This is a genomic window from Streptomyces sp. H27-H1 (assembly GCF_026627445.1).
GTDB lineage: Bacteria > Actinomycetota > Actinomycetes > Streptomycetales > Streptomycetaceae > Streptomyces.
The window spans coordinates 89,536-104,781 of the sequence record NZ_JAPNLJ010000007.1; the positions used below are offsets into that span (position 1 = coordinate 89,536).

General features: G+C 71.7%; 15 protein-coding genes, 1 pseudogene and 1 riboswitch. Of the genes and pseudogenes, 8 read left to right on the top strand and 8 right to left on the bottom strand.

What is annotated here, in order from left to right; all coding sequences use genetic code 11:
- Positions 1–62: 62 nt before the first annotated feature.
- The 3 genes from thiE to OTB20_RS09810 all read right to left on the bottom strand — a co-directional run bounded on the left by thiE (position 63) and on the right by OTB20_RS09810 (position 2,553).
- On the bottom strand, positions 63–713 hold the full coding sequence (gene thiE, locus OTB20_RS09800) for a thiamine phosphate synthase (RefSeq protein WP_267816456.1): 651 nt from the start codon (positions 711–713) through the stop codon (positions 63–65).
- Positions 714–762: 49 nt separating this feature from the next.
- The gene (locus OTB20_RS09805) at positions 763–1,128 is read right to left on the bottom strand and encodes an Rv2175c family DNA-binding protein (RefSeq protein WP_267816459.1); all 366 of its coding nucleotides are present in this window, start codon (positions 1,126–1,128) and stop codon (positions 763–765) included.
- Positions 1,129–1,320: 192 nt separating this feature from the next.
- Positions 1,321–2,553 carry an NAD(P)/FAD-dependent oxidoreductase gene (locus OTB20_RS09810; RefSeq protein WP_420716362.1) on the bottom strand — a complete coding sequence of 411 codons (1,233 nt, stop codon included), beginning with the start codon at positions 2,551–2,553 and terminating at the stop codon, positions 1,321–1,323.
- Between the two features lie 112 nt (positions 2,554–2,665).
- Positions 2,666–2,778: riboswitch (TPP riboswitch) on the top strand.
- Here OTB20_RS09810 and thiO point away from each other — a divergent pair.
- The 6 genes and pseudogenes from thiO to OTB20_RS09840 all read left to right on the top strand — a co-directional run bounded on the left by thiO (position 2,776) and on the right by OTB20_RS09840 (position 8,494).
- On the top strand, positions 2,776–3,963 hold the full coding sequence (gene thiO / locus OTB20_RS09815; protein WP_267816461.1) for a glycine oxidase ThiO: 1,188 nt from the start codon (positions 2,776–2,778) through the stop codon (positions 3,961–3,963). (Overlaps the previous riboswitch by 3 nt.)
- Entirely contained in the window at positions 3,960–4,160 is a 201-nt protein-coding gene (gene thiS, locus OTB20_RS09820; protein WP_267816462.1) for a sulfur carrier protein ThiS, read from the top strand. Before thiO ends, thiS begins: the two co-directional genes overlap by 4 nt.
- A 14-nt stretch (positions 4,161–4,174) precedes the next feature.
- Positions 4,175–4,966, top strand: a pseudogene (locus tag OTB20_RS09825) (thiazole synthase); the annotation flags it as partial.
- A gap of 140 nt (positions 4,967–5,106) precedes the next feature.
- Positions 5,107–7,017: a Stk1 family PASTA domain-containing Ser/Thr kinase gene (gene pknB, locus OTB20_RS09830; RefSeq protein WP_267816464.1), complete on the top strand. Its 1,911-nt coding sequence runs from the start codon at positions 5,107–5,109 to the stop codon at positions 7,015–7,017.
- A 9-nt stretch (positions 7,018–7,026) separates the two neighbouring features.
- Complete coding sequence (locus tag OTB20_RS09835; RefSeq protein ID WP_267816697.1) at positions 7,027–7,884, top strand: deoxyribonuclease IV; 858 nt, start codon at positions 7,027–7,029, stop codon at positions 7,882–7,884.
- An 88-nt stretch (positions 7,885–7,972) separates the two neighbouring features.
- Positions 7,973–8,494, top strand: coding sequence for a DUF4396 domain-containing protein (locus tag OTB20_RS09840; protein WP_267816466.1), 522 nt, complete (start codon positions 7,973–7,975; stop codon positions 8,492–8,494).
- Positions 8,495–8,527: 33 nt separating this feature from the next.
- Here the strand turns inward: OTB20_RS09840 and OTB20_RS09845 are convergent, their stop codons facing one another.
- Positions 8,528–9,160, bottom strand: coding sequence for a sulfite oxidase-like oxidoreductase (locus tag OTB20_RS09845; RefSeq protein ID WP_267816468.1), 633 nt, complete (start codon positions 9,158–9,160; stop codon positions 8,528–8,530).
- Between the two features lie 175 nt (positions 9,161–9,335).
- Here OTB20_RS09845 and bfr point away from each other — a divergent pair, with 175 nt between their 5' ends.
- On the top strand, positions 9,336–9,812 hold the full coding sequence (gene bfr, locus OTB20_RS09850) for a bacterioferritin (RefSeq protein ID WP_112446344.1): 477 nt from the start codon (positions 9,336–9,338) through the stop codon (positions 9,810–9,812).
- Between the two features lie 28 nt (positions 9,813–9,840).
- On the opposite strand, the gene OTB20_RS09855 is transcribed toward bfr, so the two are convergent.
- Both OTB20_RS09855 and OTB20_RS09860 read right to left on the bottom strand, forming a co-directional pair.
- Positions 9,841–10,107, bottom strand: a complete 267-nt coding sequence (locus tag OTB20_RS09855) for a (2Fe-2S)-binding protein (RefSeq protein WP_267816471.1) — start codon at positions 10,105–10,107, stop codon at positions 9,841–9,843.
- A 163-nt stretch (positions 10,108–10,270) separates the two neighbouring features.
- On the bottom strand, positions 10,271–11,635 hold the full coding sequence (locus tag OTB20_RS09860) for a class II 3-deoxy-7-phosphoheptulonate synthase (RefSeq protein ID WP_420716363.1): 1,365 nt from the start codon (positions 11,633–11,635) through the stop codon (positions 10,271–10,273).
- 304 nt (positions 11,636–11,939) lie between these two features.
- Between OTB20_RS09860 and OTB20_RS09865 the strand changes: the two genes are divergently transcribed.
- Positions 11,940–13,820 (top strand): anthranilate synthase family protein, encoded by a 1,881-nt coding sequence (locus tag OTB20_RS09865; protein ID WP_267816472.1) that lies wholly within the window; start codon positions 11,940–11,942, stop codon positions 13,818–13,820.
- Between the two features lie 37 nt (positions 13,821–13,857).
- Here the strand turns inward: OTB20_RS09865 and OTB20_RS09870 are convergent, their stop codons facing one another.
- Entirely contained in the window at positions 13,858–14,157 is a 300-nt protein-coding gene (locus tag OTB20_RS09870) for a hypothetical protein (RefSeq protein ID WP_267816474.1), read from the bottom strand.
- A gap of 42 nt (positions 14,158–14,199) precedes the next feature.
- Positions 14,200–15,195, bottom strand: coding sequence for a 2-hydroxyacid dehydrogenase (locus tag OTB20_RS09875; RefSeq protein ID WP_267816476.1), 996 nt, complete (start codon positions 15,193–15,195; stop codon positions 14,200–14,202).
- Positions 15,196–15,246: the final 51 nt, after the last annotated feature.

The window sequence follows — 15,246 nt, forward strand, 5'->3', positions numbered from 1 at the left end:
AGACGCCGCGGCGGCGCGGGTGGGGGGTACGGGGCGGGCGGCCGGGGGCCGGCCGGGATCCGCTAGCCGAGCCGGGCGCGGACCCGCTTGGCGAGGTCGGCGGCGGCGGCGCCGGGGTCGGAGGCCTCGGTGAGGGCCCGTACGACCACGACGCGGGAGGCGCCGGCGTCCAGTACCTCGTCCAGATTCGCCGCGTCGATCCCGCCGATCGCGAACCACGGCCGGTCCTGCGCGAGCGAGGCCGCGTGCCGGACGAGACCGAGTCCGGGGGCGAACCGGCCGGGCTTGGTGGGGGTGGGCCAGCAGGGGCCGGTGCAGTAGTAGTCCACGCCGGGCTCGGCGGCGGCCGCGTCGACCTCGGCCTCGGAGTGGCAGGAGCGGCCCATGAGGACCTCCCGGCCGAGGATGGCGCGGGCGGCGGGCACCGGGATGTCGCCCTGGCCGAGGTGCAGCACGTCCGAGCCGATGGCGTGCGCGACGTCGGCCCGGTCGTTGACGGCGAGCAGCTTGCCGTGGCGGCGGGCCGCTTCGGCGAAGACCTGGAGGTGTTCCAGCTCCTCGCCCGCCTCCATGCCCTTGTCGCGGAGCTGGACGATGTCCACCCCGCCGGCGAGGACGGCGTCCAGGAACTCGGGGAGGTCGCCCTGCCGCTTGCGGGCGTCCGTGCACAGGTAGAGCCGGGCATCGGACAGCTGGGCGGCAATGGCGGACATGGGTACCCCCGGGTGGTGTGTTGTGCGAACGTACGTGCGCGGTGTCAGGTCAGAGGGCGAGCGCCTGAGCGCGGCGCTTCACCTCCGTGCCGCGATTCTCGCTCAGTGCCTGCACGGGGGTGCCTGGCAGGCTCTCGTCGGCGGTGAAGAGCCACTCCAGGATCTCCGCGTCGGTGAAGCGGTCGTCGCGGAGCACCGTCAGCAGGCCGACCAGGCCCTTGACGATCTTGTCCCCGTCGATGAAGGCGGCGGGGACCTGGAGGGAGCGGTTCTCGCCGCGGCGCACCGCGAGCAGCTGCCCCTCCTTGACCAGCTGGCGAACCTTGGTCACTTCGATGTCGAGCATCTCCGCGATGTCGGGGAGGTACAGCCAGGCGGGAACAAGGGCATCGATCTTTGCGTCAATCTCGGTCACGAGCACAAGCCTGCCATCTCGGACTGACTGCCGGTACCCGAGCGGCCCCGTCCGGGGCGCGGACGAGGTCCAGGAAGGGGCCGGGAGGGGGTCCGAGACGGGTCCGGAACCAAGTCCGAGACCGGTCCGGAACCGAGTCCGGAACCGAGTCCGGAACCGAGTCCAGGACGGGTCCGGACGGGTCCGGACGGGTCAGAGCACCGTCGACTTCAGCGCCACCGCCGGGTCGGCGGCCTTCGCCGGGTCCACGGGGACACCCGATTCGATGAGGCGGCGCCCCTGGGCCATGTCGCGCGGGCGGCCCACCGCGAGGACCGCGACCAGCCTGCCGTCCCGCAGCCAGCACACGGACCAGGCCCCGTCCGCCGGGTCGCCGCGCCACAGCAGCGCGTCCGCGTCGCCGTGGTGGCCCGCGTACTGCACGAAGCGGCCGAACTGCTCCGACCAGAAGTAGGGAACCGGGTCGTAGACCTGCTCTCCGGAGCCCCCGGCCACGATGTCCGCCGCCACCGCCCGCGGCCCCTGGAGCGCGTTGTCCCAGTGGTGGACCAGCAGCCGGGAGCCGTAGCGCCCCGACGGGAACGAGGCGCAGTCCCCCACGGCGTACACCCCGGGCACCGAGGTGCGCAGCCGCTCGTCCGCGGCCACCGCTCCGTCCGGGCCGAGCTCCACGCCGGAACCCGCCAGCCAGCCGGTGGCCGGGCGGGCTCCGATGCCCACGACCACGGCCCCGGCCGGCAGGACCCGTCCGTCGGCCAGCAGGACCCGGCCCGGCTCCACCGAGGCCACCCGCGCGCCCGTCAGCAGCTCGGCGCCCGCCTGGGCGTACCAGCGCGCCATCGGCTCGGTGACCTCCGGGGGCAGCGCGCCCGCCAGGACCCGGTCGGCCGCCTCGACCACCGTCACCTCGCAGCCCACCTCGCGGGCGGCGGTGGCAAACTCGGCGCCGATCCAGCCCGCCCCGACCACCACCACCGGCGAGCCGGCGGCCAGTACGGGCCGCAGCCGGGCCGCGTCGTCCAGGGTGCGCAGCAGGTGCACGCCGGGGACGCCCGCCGAGCCGGGCAGGGTCAGCGGGAGCGCGCCGGTCGCCAGGACGAGGACCTCGTACGGGACGGGGCCGGCCTCGGTGTCCACCTCGCGGTCGGCGGCCCGCAGTCCGGTGACCTCCACTCCCAGCCGGAGCTCGATGCCGAGCTCTTCGAAGTCGATGTCGAAGGCCGAGTCCTCCGCTTTGCCGAGGAGTACCGCCTTGGACAGCGGGGGCCGGTCGTAGGGCTGGTGGGGTTCGGCTCCCAGCAGCGTGACGGGGCCGGTCCAGCCCTGTTCCCGGAGGGCGACCGCGGTCTGGACCCCGGCCATTCCGGCGCCGACGATGACGACGCCGCGGCGTGTGTCTTCTGTGTGTTGCGTCTGCTCGCTCACGCGCCCAGCCTAATCAACTGACGGTCCGTCAGGAATAGCGGGCGGGGCCCGTTGGGGACCGGCAGCGGGGAGGCCGCCTTACCGGCCGTCGACCTCGGCGTTACTCTGGCACCGAACCTATCGCGGGAGTCCGGGCGCACCGGGCTGAGAGGGAGGCTGGCCGGCCTCCGACCGTACGAACCTGATCCGGGTCATGCCGGCGAAGGGAGGGGCTGGACGCCCATGCATTCATCCAGGAACGGCCGGAGTCCCGGCTACGACGTCCTCGTCATCGGGGGCGGCATCATCGGCCTGGTCACCGCCTGGCGGGCGGCCCGGCGCGGGCTGCGCACCGCGCTGGCCGATCCGGCACCCGGCGGCGGCGCCGCCCAGGTCGCGGCCGGCATGCTGGCCGCCGTCACCGAGCTGCACTACGGCGAGGAGACCCTGCTCGGGCTCAACCTCGCCTCCGCCGCCCGCTACCCGGAGTTCGCCGCCGAGCTCGCCGAAGCCAGTGGAGGCATGGACATCGGCTACCGCGCCTGCGGCACCCTCGCCGTCGCCCTCGACGCCGACGACCGGCTCCACCTGCGGGAACTGCACGCCCTCCAGCGCCGCTGCGGCCTGGAGTCCGAGTGGCTGACCGGCCGCGAGTGCCGCCGCCTGGAGCCGATGCTGGCTCCGGGCGTACGCGGCGGCCTGCGGGTGGACGGGGACCACCAGGTCGATCCCCGCCGGCTCGCGGCCGCCCTGCTGGCCGCCTGCGAACGGGCCGGGGTGGCCTTGCACCGTGCCGGGGCAGCGCGGCTGCTGACCACCGCCGACCGGGCCTGCGGCGCGGTCCTCGACGATGCCGGCGCCACCGAGCTGCACGCCGGCCAGGTGGTACTGGCCGCGGGCTCGCTCAGCGGCCGGCTCGACGGCGTACCGCCCGAGGCAGTGGCCCCCGTACGGCCGGTGAAGGGGCAGGTCCTGCGGCTCGCGGTGCCGCCGTCGTACGCGCCGTTCCTGTCGCGGACCGTACGAGCCGTGGTGCGCGGCAGCCACGTCTACCTGGTGCCGCGCGAGAACGGCGAACTCGTGGTCGGCGCCACCAGCGAGGAACTCGGCTGGGACACCACCGTCACCGCGGGCGGCGTCTACGAACTCCTGCGCGACGCCCACGAGCTGGTGCCCGGCATCACCGAACTCCCCCTGGTGGAGACCCGGGCCGGGCTGCGGCCCGGATCACCGGACAACGCCCCGCTGCTCGGCCCGACCGAGCTCCCGGGGCTGCACCTGGCCACCGGGCACTACCGCAACGGGGTCCTGCTGACCCCGCTGACCGGGGACGTGATGGCGGACCTGCTGACCACGGGCGAACTGCCGGAGATCGCCCGCCCCTTCACCCCGCGCCGTTTCGCCCTCACGCGACAGGAGTCGTTCGCATGACCATTTCCGTCAACGGCGAGCCGCGCGAGATCGCGGCCGGGACCATGCTCGCCACCGTGATCGCCACCCTCACCGAGGCCACCAAGGGGGTCGCGGCCGCCCTCAACGAGACCGTGGTGCCGCGCGGCCAGTGGCCCTACACCTGCGTGGCCGACGGCGACCGCATCGAGGTCCTCACCGCCGTCCAGGGAGGCTGAGCACCATGGCCGACATGCCCGACGACGCATTCACCCTGGGCGGCCGGACCTTCTCCTCTCGCCTGATCATGGGCACGGGCGGGGCGCCGAGCCTGGACATCCTGGAGCGGGCGCTGGTCGCGTCCGGCACGGAACTCACCACGGTCGCGATGCGGCGCCTCGACCCCACGGTCCAGGGCTCGGTCCTGTCCGTCCTGACCGGCCTCGGGATCTCGGTCCTGCCGAACACCGCGGGCTGCTTCACGGCCGGCGAGGCCGTACTGACGGCCCGGCTGGCCCGGGAGGCCCTCGGTACGGACTGGATCAAGCTAGAGGTCGTCGCGGACGAGCGGACCCTCCTGCCGGACGGGGTCGAGCTGCTCGACGCGGCGGAGATCCTGGTCGACGAGGGCTTCACGGTCCTCCCCTACACGAACGACGACCCGGTGCTGGCGCGGAAGCTGGAGGACGTGGGCTGCGCGGCGATCATGCCGCTCGGCTCTCCCATCGGCTCCGGCATGGGCATCCGCAATCCGCACAATTTCGAGCTGATCACGGAGCGGGCCGGCGTCCCGGTCATTTTGGACGCGGGGGCCGGGACGGCCTCGGACGTGGCCCTGGCCATGGAGCTGGGGTGCGCGGCGGTGATGCTCGCCTCGGCGGTCACCCGGGCGCAGCTGCCCGTGCTGATGGCCGCGGCCATGCGGGACGCGGTATCGGCGGGCCGCCTGGCGTACCGCGCGGGCCGCATCCCCCAGCGCCGCTTCGCGGAAGCCTCCTCCCCGGTGGAGGGGCGCCCCACCCTGGACCCCGAACGCCCGGCGTTCGAGGCGGCCTTCCCGCCCCGCCGGCGGGTGGGCCGCGGGGTCCCGGGGCGCGGGCCCCGCGCAGCGGGATACGTCACAGCTGGGCTGCAACGGGGCCCCACCCTGGCAGGAGCCGCCACCCGCGCTCGTAGAATCTCCGGGTGGACACGACCCTGGATGACCCCCTCGTCGGGCAGACGCTCGACGGCCGCTACCGCGTGGACGCCCGCATCGCGGCCGGCGGCATGGCCACGGTCTACCGGGCCGTCGACACCCGCCTGGACCGCGTGCTCGCGCTGAAGGTGATGCACCCGGCCCTCGCCGCCGACCCCGGCTTCGTCGACCGGTTCATCCGCGAGGCGAAGTCCGTCGCCCGCCTCGCCCACCCCAACGTCGTGGCCGTCTTCGACCAGGGCATGCACGGCCCGTACACGTACCTCGCCATGGAGTACGTGTCCGGCTGCACCCTGCGCGACGTGCTCCGCGAGCGCGGCGCGCTCCAGCCCCGCGCGGCCCTGGACATCCTCGAGCCGGTACTGGCCGCCCTCGGCGCCGCGCACCGCGCCGGCTTCGTGCACCGGGACATGAAGCCCGAGAACGTACTGATCGGCGACGACGGCCGGGTCAAGGTGGCCGACTTCGGGCTGGTCCGGTCCGTCGACTCCGTCACGAACACCACCGGCTCCGTCCTCGGCACCATCTCCTACCTCGCTCCCGAGCAGATCGAGAACGGCGTCACCGACACCCGCGTGGACGTCTACGCCTGCGGTGTCGTGTTCTACGAGATGCTCACCGGCTCCAAGCCGCACACCGGCGCCAACCCCGCCCAGGTGCTCTACCAGCACCTCAACGAGGACGTCCCGCCCCCGTCGGCCGCCGTTCCCGGGCTGCCCGCCGCGCTGGACGAGCTCGTCGCCCAGGCCACGGCGCGCAATCCCGATCTGCGCCCCTACGACGCGGCCGCCCTCCTCGGGCTGGCCATGGACGCCCGCGCACAGCTCGGCGACCGTGAACTGGATGCCGTACCGCCGCAGGCCCGGGCCGCGGAGCGGACCGCCGCCGAGGACCGCACCAGCGTGATCGCCCGCCCGGTGACCTCGCACGCCGCGCACCCCGGACCCGTGTCCCACACCTCCCGGCTCGCGTCCGTGCCGCTGCCCCCGGCCCCGGCCGCCTCCCGGCTGCGCCGCCCCGGCGTACTGCTCGTCGTCCTCGGCGTACTGCTCTTCCTCGGCCTCGGCACGGGTGTCTGGTACATCAGCTCCGGCCAGTTCACGAAGGTCCCGAACCTGCTCGGCAAGACCGAGGTGGAGGCCAAGTCGCAGCTGTCGGCGGCCGGGCTCGGGGTGAAGCGGGTGGACCGGAAGTTCAGTGCGGCCTTCGACAAGGGGACGGTGATGAACACCGATCCCGCCGGCGGCAAGCGCATCCGGGGCAACGGCGCGGTGGCGCTCACCATCTCGCGCGGACCCGAGGTCGTCGCCGTGCCCGACCTCAAGGGCAAGCCCCTGGAGGCGGCGAAGGCCGAGCTGACCTCGGCCGGTCTGACGCCGGGGGCCGTCTCACAGGCCTTCAGCCAGGACGTGGCGCAGGGCTCGGTGATCAGTACGGACCCGGCGGGCGGCCAGCAGCGGTCCCTCGACACACTGGTCGCGATGGTGGTCAGCAAGGGCCGCCCGGTACCGGTGCCGCGCGTCACGGGCACCGCCCTCGACCAGGCCCGTTCCACCCTGGAGGGCCTCGGCCTGAAGGTGGAGACGGCCCCGGAGGAGGTCAACTCCCCCGCACCCGCCGGTACGGTCGCGAACCAGTCGATCGGCGCCGGCTCCCAGGCCGCCGCGGGCGACACCGTCATTCTCACCGTGTCCAAGGGCCCCCGCCAGATCCCGGTCCCGGACGTCACCGGCCAGGAGGCCGACGCGGCCCGCAAGACCCTGGAGGGCCTGGGCTTCAAGGTGAAGGTCGACAAGCCCTTCCTCTCCTTCAGCAACACCGTCGACTCCCAGTCGGTCCCCGCGGGCCAGAACGCCGCCGAGGGCAGCATCATCACCATCAGGACCAAGGGGCTGTAGCACCCAGTGATACGTAATCCAGTGGGCGGGCACGTGCCCGTCGCGGGCGGACTCGCCTCGGTCGGGCTGGCGTACGCCCGAGACATGGGTGCCGAGGCCGTTCAGGTCTTCGTCGCCAATCCGCGTGGCTGGGCCACTCCGGTCGGCAATCCGGCCCAGGACGAGCTGTTCCGCGAGGCCTGTGCGGCCGAGGGGATCCCGGCGTACGTCCACGCGCCGTACCTGATCAACTTCGGCTCGCACACCGAGGCGACCGTCGAGAAATCCGTGGAATCGCTGCGGCACTCGCTGCGCCGGGCCCGCGCGATCGGCGCGCTCGGGGTGGTCGTGCACACCGGCTCGGCGACCGGGGGCCGTCCGCGCGAGGCGGCGTACGCGCAGGTCAGGGAGCACATGCTGCCGCTGCTGGACGAGCTGACGCATGACGACGACCCCTTCCTGCTGCTGGAGTCCACGGCCGGGCAGGGTTCCTCGCTGTGCTCGCGGACCTGGGACTTCGGCCCGTACTTCGACGCCCTCGACCACCACCCGAAGCTCGGGATCTGCCTGGACACCTGCCACATCTACGCGGCCGGGCACGACCTGGCGGAACCGGGCGGGACGAAGCAGACGCTGGACCTGCTGGTGGACACCGTGGGCGAGGGCCGGCTGAAGCTGGTGCACGCCAACGACTCCAAGGAGGGCGTGGGCGCCCACAAGGACCGGCACGAGAACATCGGGCAGGGCCACATCGGTCGGGACGCGTTCGCGGAACTGTTCACGCATCCGGCGATGGAGGGCGTGCCGCTGATCACCGAGACGCCGGGCGGCAAGGAAGGGCACGCGGCGGACGTGGCGCTGCTGAAGGAGCTGCGCGAGCTCGGCTGACGCGTTGAGGAATACCCCAGGGGGGTATACGGTTCTGTCATAACGACCGACAGAACCGCTATCCGGCGTTCCCTACCAGGGGGTTGTCATGGAGCACACGCACGAGCAGCACGAGCACGCGGGGCACGAGCACCACGGGCGCGGAAGCGAGCACGGGCACACCGGCGACGGGAAGGTCACCTGGGCCGCCGCCGCGCGGGCCACGCTCCACTGCCTCACCGGATGCGCCATCGGCGAGGTGCTCGGCATGGTCATCGGCACCGCGCTCGGCTGGGGGAACGTGCCGACGATGATTCTCGCGATCGTCCTCGCGTTCTTCTTCGGCTACGCGCTCACCCTGCGCGGGATCCTCTCCGCCGGCGTGGACTTCCGTACGGCCATCCGGGTGGCGTTGGCGGCGGACACCCTTTCGATCGCCGTCATGGAGCTGATCGACAACGGGGTGATCGTGCTCTGGCCCGGGGCGATGGACGCGATGTTGTCGGACGCGCTGTTCTGGGTGGCACTCGCGATCTCGCTCGCGGTCGCCTTTGTCGTCACGACTCCGGTCAACAAGTGGATGATCGGCCGCGGCAAGGGCCACGCGGTGGTCCACCAGTACCACCACTGAGGCACGGCCCCACCGGGCACTCGGCCTGCCGGGCTACAGCTCGGGGCCGTCCCCCGGCTCTTCCTGGTACGAGTAGCGCTGCTCACGCCAGGGGTCGCCGATGTTGTGGTAGCCGCGCTCCTCCCAGAAGCCGCGGCGGTCGGCGGTCATGTACTCGATGCCGCGGACCCACTTGGGGCCCTTCCACGCATAGAGGTGCGGCACGACCAGCCGGAGCGGGAATCCGTGCTCGGCGGTGAGCAGCTCGCCGCCCTGGTGGGTGGCGAAGACGGCCCGCTCGGAGGCGAAGTCCGCGAGGCGCATGTTGGAGCTGAAGCCGTACTCGGCCCACACCATCACGTGCGTGACCTGCGGGGAAGGCGGAGCGAGGGCGAGGACCGTGCGGGCGAGCACGCCGCCCCACTCGGTACCCGTCATGGTGAACTTCGTTACGCAGTGCAGGTCCGCCACGACGGATTCGAACGGCAGGGCCGCGAACTCCTCGTGGTTCCAGCAGCGCTTCTCACCGTCGGCCGTCGCGCCGAAGACGCGGAACTCCCAGCGGTCGGGCTTGAACTTGGGTACCGGTCCGTAGTGGGTGACCGGCCAGCCTCGCTGCAACCGCTGCCCCGGGGGAAGCTCCAGTTGCTCTGATCCCGGAGATTCCCGGCTTTCCGGCTGACCCATGTCTCCATGGTGACAGACTTGGCGGGGTGGTCATGACCAGCTTCGCCCGGATTCGGGCAAGTCACGGCAACTCCCACTAAGGAGGCACTTACTGGACGACCTCCGGCGGCGGTGCAAGGATGCGCGCACCTGCCCCCCGTCACATTGCTGACATTGCTTGGAAGGAGCCTCTGCGATGCAGGGCGACCCCGAGGTCCTCGAGTTTCTCAACGAGCAGCTGACCGGCGAACTTACGGCCATCAACCAGTACTGGCTCCACTACCGGATCCAGGACAACAAGGGCTGGACGAAGCTCGCCAAGTACACGCGTGAAGAGTCCATCGATGAGATGAAGCACGCGGACAAGATCACCGAGCGCATCCTGATGCTCGACGGCCTGCCGAACTACCAGCGCCTCTTCCACGTGCGCGTGGGCCAGACGCTGACGGAGATGTTCCAGGCCGACCGGCAGGTTGAGGTCGAGGCGATCGACCGCCTCAAGCGCGGTATCGAGGTCATGCGCGGCAAGGGCGACGTCACCTCGGCGCGGCTCTTCGAGGAGATCCTGGAGGACGAGGAGCACCACATCGACTACCTCGACACCCAGCTGGAGCTCATCGAGTCCATCGGCGAGGCGCTCTACATCGCGCAGCTCATCGAGCAGCCGAGCTAATACGGAAGTACGAAGCGGCTCGGACGGCCTACGCGGCTTCGGCGAGCTCCGCACCGACCGGTACCAGCGGATCGGCCGCGAGCACGGCGGCGGCGTCGCCCTTCTCCAGCAGCTCACGGCGCGGGCAGGCCCCGCGGCCGAGGAGGCCCTGGATGGTCCGCACACAGGAACCGCAGTCCGTGCCGGCCTTCGTGGCCGAGGCGATCTGGCGGGGGGTGCAGGCCCCGTCGGCCGCGTGGTCCTTGACCTGCTTGTCGGTGATCCCGAAACAAGAGCAGACGTACACGCGGTTCACCTCCCTGTCAGGAACGGATCGGCCAGCCATCCCCGTATTCGGTGAGGCTTACCTAACCGTACCCAAACTTAGGGTTCCCTAAAAGACCTGGGTACGACGATGGGGCGCGGATCACATTCGATCCGCGCCCCATCGTCACGAGGTGCTCACTGCAAGGTGCCGCTTACTGGTCGCGGTACATCTCGGCTACCAGGAACGCCAGGTCCAGGGACTGGCTGCGGTTGAGGCGCGGGTCGCAGGCCGTCTCGTAGCGCTGGTGCAGGTCGTCGACGAAGATCTCGTCGCCGCCGCCCACGCACTCGGTGACATCGTCACCGGTGAGCTCGACGTGGATGCCGCCCGGGTGGGTGCCGAGGCCCTTGTGGACCTCGAAGAAGCCCTTGACCTCGTCGAGCACGTCGTCGAAACGGCGCGTCTTGTGGCCGGAGGCCGCCTCGAAGGTGTTGCCGTGCATCGGGTCGGTGACCCAGCCGACGGTCGCACCGGAGGCGGTGACCTTCTCGACGAGCTCGGGGAGCTTGTCGCGGACCTTGTCCGCGCCCATGCGGACGACGAAGGTCAGCCGGCCCGGCTCGCGGTCGGGGTCCAGGCGGTCGATGTAGGTGAGCGCCTCGTCCACCGTGGTGGTGGGGCCGAGCTTGATGCCGATCGGGTTGGCGATCTGCGAGCAGAACTCGATGTGCGCGTGGTCCAGCTGGCGGGTGCGCTCACCGATCCAGACCATGTGGCCCGAGGTGTCGTACAGCCGGCCGGTGCGCGAGTCCGTACGGGTGAGGGCACCCTCGTAGTCGAGGAGCAGCGCCTCGTGGGAGGCGTAGAACTCGACGGCCTTGAACTCGGCCGGGTCGGTGCCGCACGCCTTCATGAAGTTCAGCGCGTTGTCGATCTCCCGCGCGAGCTGCTCGTAGCGCTGCCCGGACGGGGAGGACTTCACGAAGTCCTGGTTCCAGGCATGCACCTGGCGCAGGTCGGCGTAGCCGCCGGTGGTGAAGGCGCGCACCAGGTTCAGCGTCGAGGCCGACGCGTGGTACATGCGCTTCAGGCGCTCGGGGTCCGGGATGCGGGACTCTTCGGTGAAGGCGAAGCCGTTCACGGAGTCGCCGCGGTAGGTCGGCAGGGTGATGCCGTCGCGGGACTCGGTGTCCTTCGAGCGCGGCTTGGAGTACTGGCCGGCGATGCGGCCGACCTTGACGACCGGCACGGAGGCCGCGTACGTCAGGACGGCGCTCATCTGGAGCAGCGTCTTCAGCTTGGCGCGGATGTGGTCGGCGGACACGGCATCGAAGGCCTCGGCGCAGTCGCCACCCTGCAGCAGGAACGCCTCGCCCTTGGCGACGGCTCCCAGACGGGCGCGCAGCTGGTCGCACTCACCCGCGAAAACGAGGGGAGGATACGACTCGAGGTCCGCGACGACAGCGCGCAGGGCCTCGGCATCGGGGTACGAAGGCTGCTGCGCCGCGGGAAGGTCTCGCCAGGTCGCCTTGGAGGCGGGGGCTTGGGTTTCAGCGTTCACGGTCACCCCACACACATTACGGCGTCACACCACGAGTCCCGGTCGAAGACCACTACGTGAGACGGATGTCTCTCGCTGTGTTACTCATCCGTTTACCGGTCCTCGCGGACCGGTGTGGGCTAGGGTTCACGGCATGTACGCGCACTCGAACAAGAACTGGTGGTGGCCCGCTCCCGGCGGCCCACTTCTCGCGCGTACCTGAAGACACGAGCGAATCGAAGGCCGCCCCGAGGGGCGGCCTTCCGCGTTCTTTGAGGCAACACAGCCGCTGGAACACCGGGCCGTCCCACCCGCCGAAACCGGATAGGACGCCCACTCCATGCACCTGAGCCGCCTGCTCGAGGACACCTGCCCGCCGTTCGCACTGCTGCGCCGCCGCACGCCCGGCCGCGACCACGACACCGTCGAGGTGCTGCTCGGCCCGGTCCACGAGGCCGAGCACCTCGCCGACCTGCCCGTCGGCGAGCGGCCGGCCCTGGCGCTGGTCCCCTTCCGGCAGATGCGCGAGCGCGGCTTCGACGTTCGCGACGACGGCACGCCGCTGAGCGTGCTGGTCGCCGAGGAGGCGTACGAGATCACGCTCGCCGAGGCGCTGGCCGCGCTGCCGGCCCACGAGGTGCGGGTCGACGGCGGCGGCTTCGACGTCCCCGACGAGGAGTACGCGCGGACCGTCCGGCGGGTCATCGAGGACGAGATCGGCCGGGGCGAGGGCGCGAACTTCGTCATCCGGCGCACCTACGAGGGCCGCATCGAGGGCTTCGGCCGCGCCGACGCCCTCGCACTGTTCCGGCGGCTGCTGGAGGGCGAGCGGGGCGCGTACTGGACGTACGTGGTCCACACCGGGGACCGCACCCTCGTCGGGGCCAGTCCCGAGGTGCACGTGCGGATGTCCGGGGGCACCGTCGTGATGAACCCGATCAGCGGTACCTACCGCTATCCGGCCGGCGGGCCGACGGCCGAATCGCTCCTCACCTTCCTCGGGGACCGCAAGGAGACCGAGGAGCTGTCCATGGTCGTGGACGAGGAGCTCAAGATGATGTGCACCGTCGGGGACATGGGCGGGGTGGTCGTCGGACCGCGGCTGAAGGAGATGGCGCACCTCGCGCACACCGAGTACGAGCTGCGCGGCCGGTCCTCGCTGGACGTCCGCGAGGTGCTGAAGGAGACGATGTTCGCGGCGACGGTCACCGGATCGCCGGTGCAGAACGCCTGCCGGGTCATCGAGCGGTACGAGACGGGCGGGCGCGGCTACTACGCGGGCGCGCTGGCCCTGCTGGGGGTCGACGCCTCGGGCGCGCAGACGCTGGACTCGCCGATCCTGATCCGTACGGCGGACATCGCGGCGGACGGCGCCCTGCGAGTGCCCGTCGGGGCCACCCTCGTACGGCACTCCGACCCGGCGGGCGAGGTGGCCGAGACGCACGCCAAGGCGGCGGGGGTGCTGGCGGCGCTGGGGGTCCGCCCGGCGGCGGTGCGGCCCTCATTCGACCGGCCGCGGCTGGCCGACGACCCACGGGTCCAGGCCGCCCTGGCCGCGCGCCGCGAGGACCTGGCGCCGTTCTGGCTGCGGATGCAGGAGCGGCCGGCGCAGGTCACGGGCCACGCGCTGGTGGTGGACGGGGAGGACACCTTCACCTCGATGCTGGGGCACGTGCTGCGGGTGGCCGGGCTGGAGGTGACCGTACGCCGCTACGACGACCCGGGACTGCGCGCGGCGGCCCTGGCCTGGGACGGGCCGATCGTGCTCGGCCCCGGCCCCGGCGATCCGGGGGACGCCTGCGACCCCAAGATCCGGACGATGCGCCGGCTGACGGCGGAGCTGCTGGGCTCGCACCGGGGCGGGCTGCTCGGGGTCTGTCTCAGCCACCAGCTGCTCGCCGCCGAGCTGGGGCTCCCGCTGGTCCGCAAGGCGGAGCCGGCGCAGGGGGCGCAGACGCGGATCCCGCTGTTCGGGGCGCAGGAGGTCGTGGGCTTCTACAACACGTACGCGGCGCACTGCTCCGCGGAGCTGGAGCGGTCCCTGTCCCTGCGGGGCATCGAGGTCTCCCGGGACCCCGCCACGGGCGAGGTCCACGCGCTGCGCTCCGCCGCGGGGGGCTTCGCGGGCGTGCAGTTCCATCCGGAGTCGGTGCTGACGCTGCGCGGCGCGGAGCTGGTGCGCGAGCTGATCACGGGCGTCCGCGCCCCGGCGACGGCCTAGCTAGTGCTGTGACCGGAAAGGTTCACCGCACTAGCCGCTAAGGCGTACCCGGCTGCTGGGCGGCCTTCGGGGCGCCGGCCGAACGGATGCCGCGGATCAGGCTCCAGGCGAGCACGGGGCCCAGCAGGAGCGTTCCGTAGAACGCCACCGTGAGGTTGCCCAGGGCCAGCCCGACGGTGAGCGGAACCGACAGCACGTGGTCGGTGAAGGCCAGCCACGGACCGGTCCGGGCACCGGGTCCGGCCCGCAGCGCGCGCGGCAGCGCACGGGCGGCGTGGAACAGCTGGAGGGCGGCCAGGGCCGACAGGAGCCAGAAGAAGGCGGCGGGTATGTGCACGCGGCGAATGTAGGCCCTGGCCCGGCCCTGCGGACAGGCGGGTCAGGCCTCCGGCGAGAGCGTGTTCTCCGAGCGGCGGCCGGCCACGTAGTCCGCGACGTTCGCGACGGTGGTGTCGATGATCTGGCCCACCGCGTCGTGGGTGTAGTAGGCCTGGTGGGAGGTGACGACCACGTTCGGGAAGGTGATCAGCCGGGCCAGGGTGTCGTCCTCGACGGCCTCCAGGGACTTGTCCAGGAAGAAGAGCCCGGCCTCCGCCTCGTACACGTCCAGACCCACCCCCGCGAAGCGCCCGGTCCGCAACTCCGTGACCAGCGCGTCCGTGTCCACGAGCCCGCCGCGGCTGGAGTTCACCAGGATCGCGTCGTCCTTCATCATCTTCAGCGCCTCGGCGCCGATGATGTGGTGCGTGGACTCCAGCAGCGGGACGTGCAGGCTGATCAGGTCCGAGGACGCGAACAGCTCGTCCTTGTCCACGTACTTCATGCCCAGGTCCACGCACGCCGGGTTCTGCGCCACGTCCCAGCCCAGCAGGTTCATGCCGAAGCCGTGCGCGATCCGGGTGAACGCCTCTCCGATCTTGCCGGTGCCGAGCACCCCCACCGTGCGGCCGCGCATGTCGCGGCCCATCAGGCCGTTCAGCCGGAAGTCGAAGTCCCGCGTCCGGTTCGAGGCCCGGACGATCCGCCGGTTCACCGCCATGGCGAGGGTCCACGCGAACTCGGCCACCGAGTACGGGGAGTAGTACGACACCCGGCTGACCGTCAGTCCGAGCTCGCGCGCGACGTCCAGGTCGATGTTGTTGAAGCCGGTGGAACGCTGGGCGATCATCTTCGTCCCGCCCGCGGCCAGGGTCCGCAGCACCCGCCCGTTCAGATCCGCGTTGACGCTCGACGACACGATCTCGTACCCGGCCGCGATGGGAGCGGTGTCCTCGCTCAGGAAGACGTCCAGGCAGCGCACCTCGTGCTGGCCCGCGAAGGCCCTCTCGATGAGGGGCTTCTCGTCCCCCTGCACCCCGAATGCCAGGATTTCCACGTTCACTCCCGTACTGCGCTCACTGCGCGTACTGCGCGCACTGCGCCAAAA

Bases quoted from the DNA above. Each gene is read 5' to 3' on its own strand.
- OTB20_RS09865 (WP_267816472.1), top strand. From the start codon at position 11,940: ATGCACCTGAGCCGCCTGCTCGAGGACACCTGCCCGCCGTTCGCACTG.
- thiO (WP_267816461.1), top strand. From the start codon at position 2,776: ATGCATTCATCCAGGAACGGCCGGAGTCCCGGCTACGACGTCCTCGTC.
- OTB20_RS09845 (WP_267816468.1), bottom strand. From the start codon at position 9,160: ATGGGTCAGCCGGAAAGCCGGGAATCTCCGGGATCAGAGCAACTGGAG.
- OTB20_RS09840 (WP_267816466.1), top strand. From the start codon at position 7,973: ATGGAGCACACGCACGAGCAGCACGAGCACGCGGGGCACGAGCACCAC.
- thiS (WP_267816462.1), top strand. From the start codon at position 3,960: ATGACCATTTCCGTCAACGGCGAGCCGCGCGAGATCGCGGCCGGGACC.
- thiE (WP_267816456.1), bottom strand. From the start codon at position 713: ATGTCCGCCATTGCCGCCCAGCTGTCCGATGCCCGGCTCTACCTGTGC.
- bfr (WP_112446344.1), top strand. From the start codon at position 9,336: ATGCAGGGCGACCCCGAGGTCCTCGAGTTTCTCAACGAGCAGCTGACC.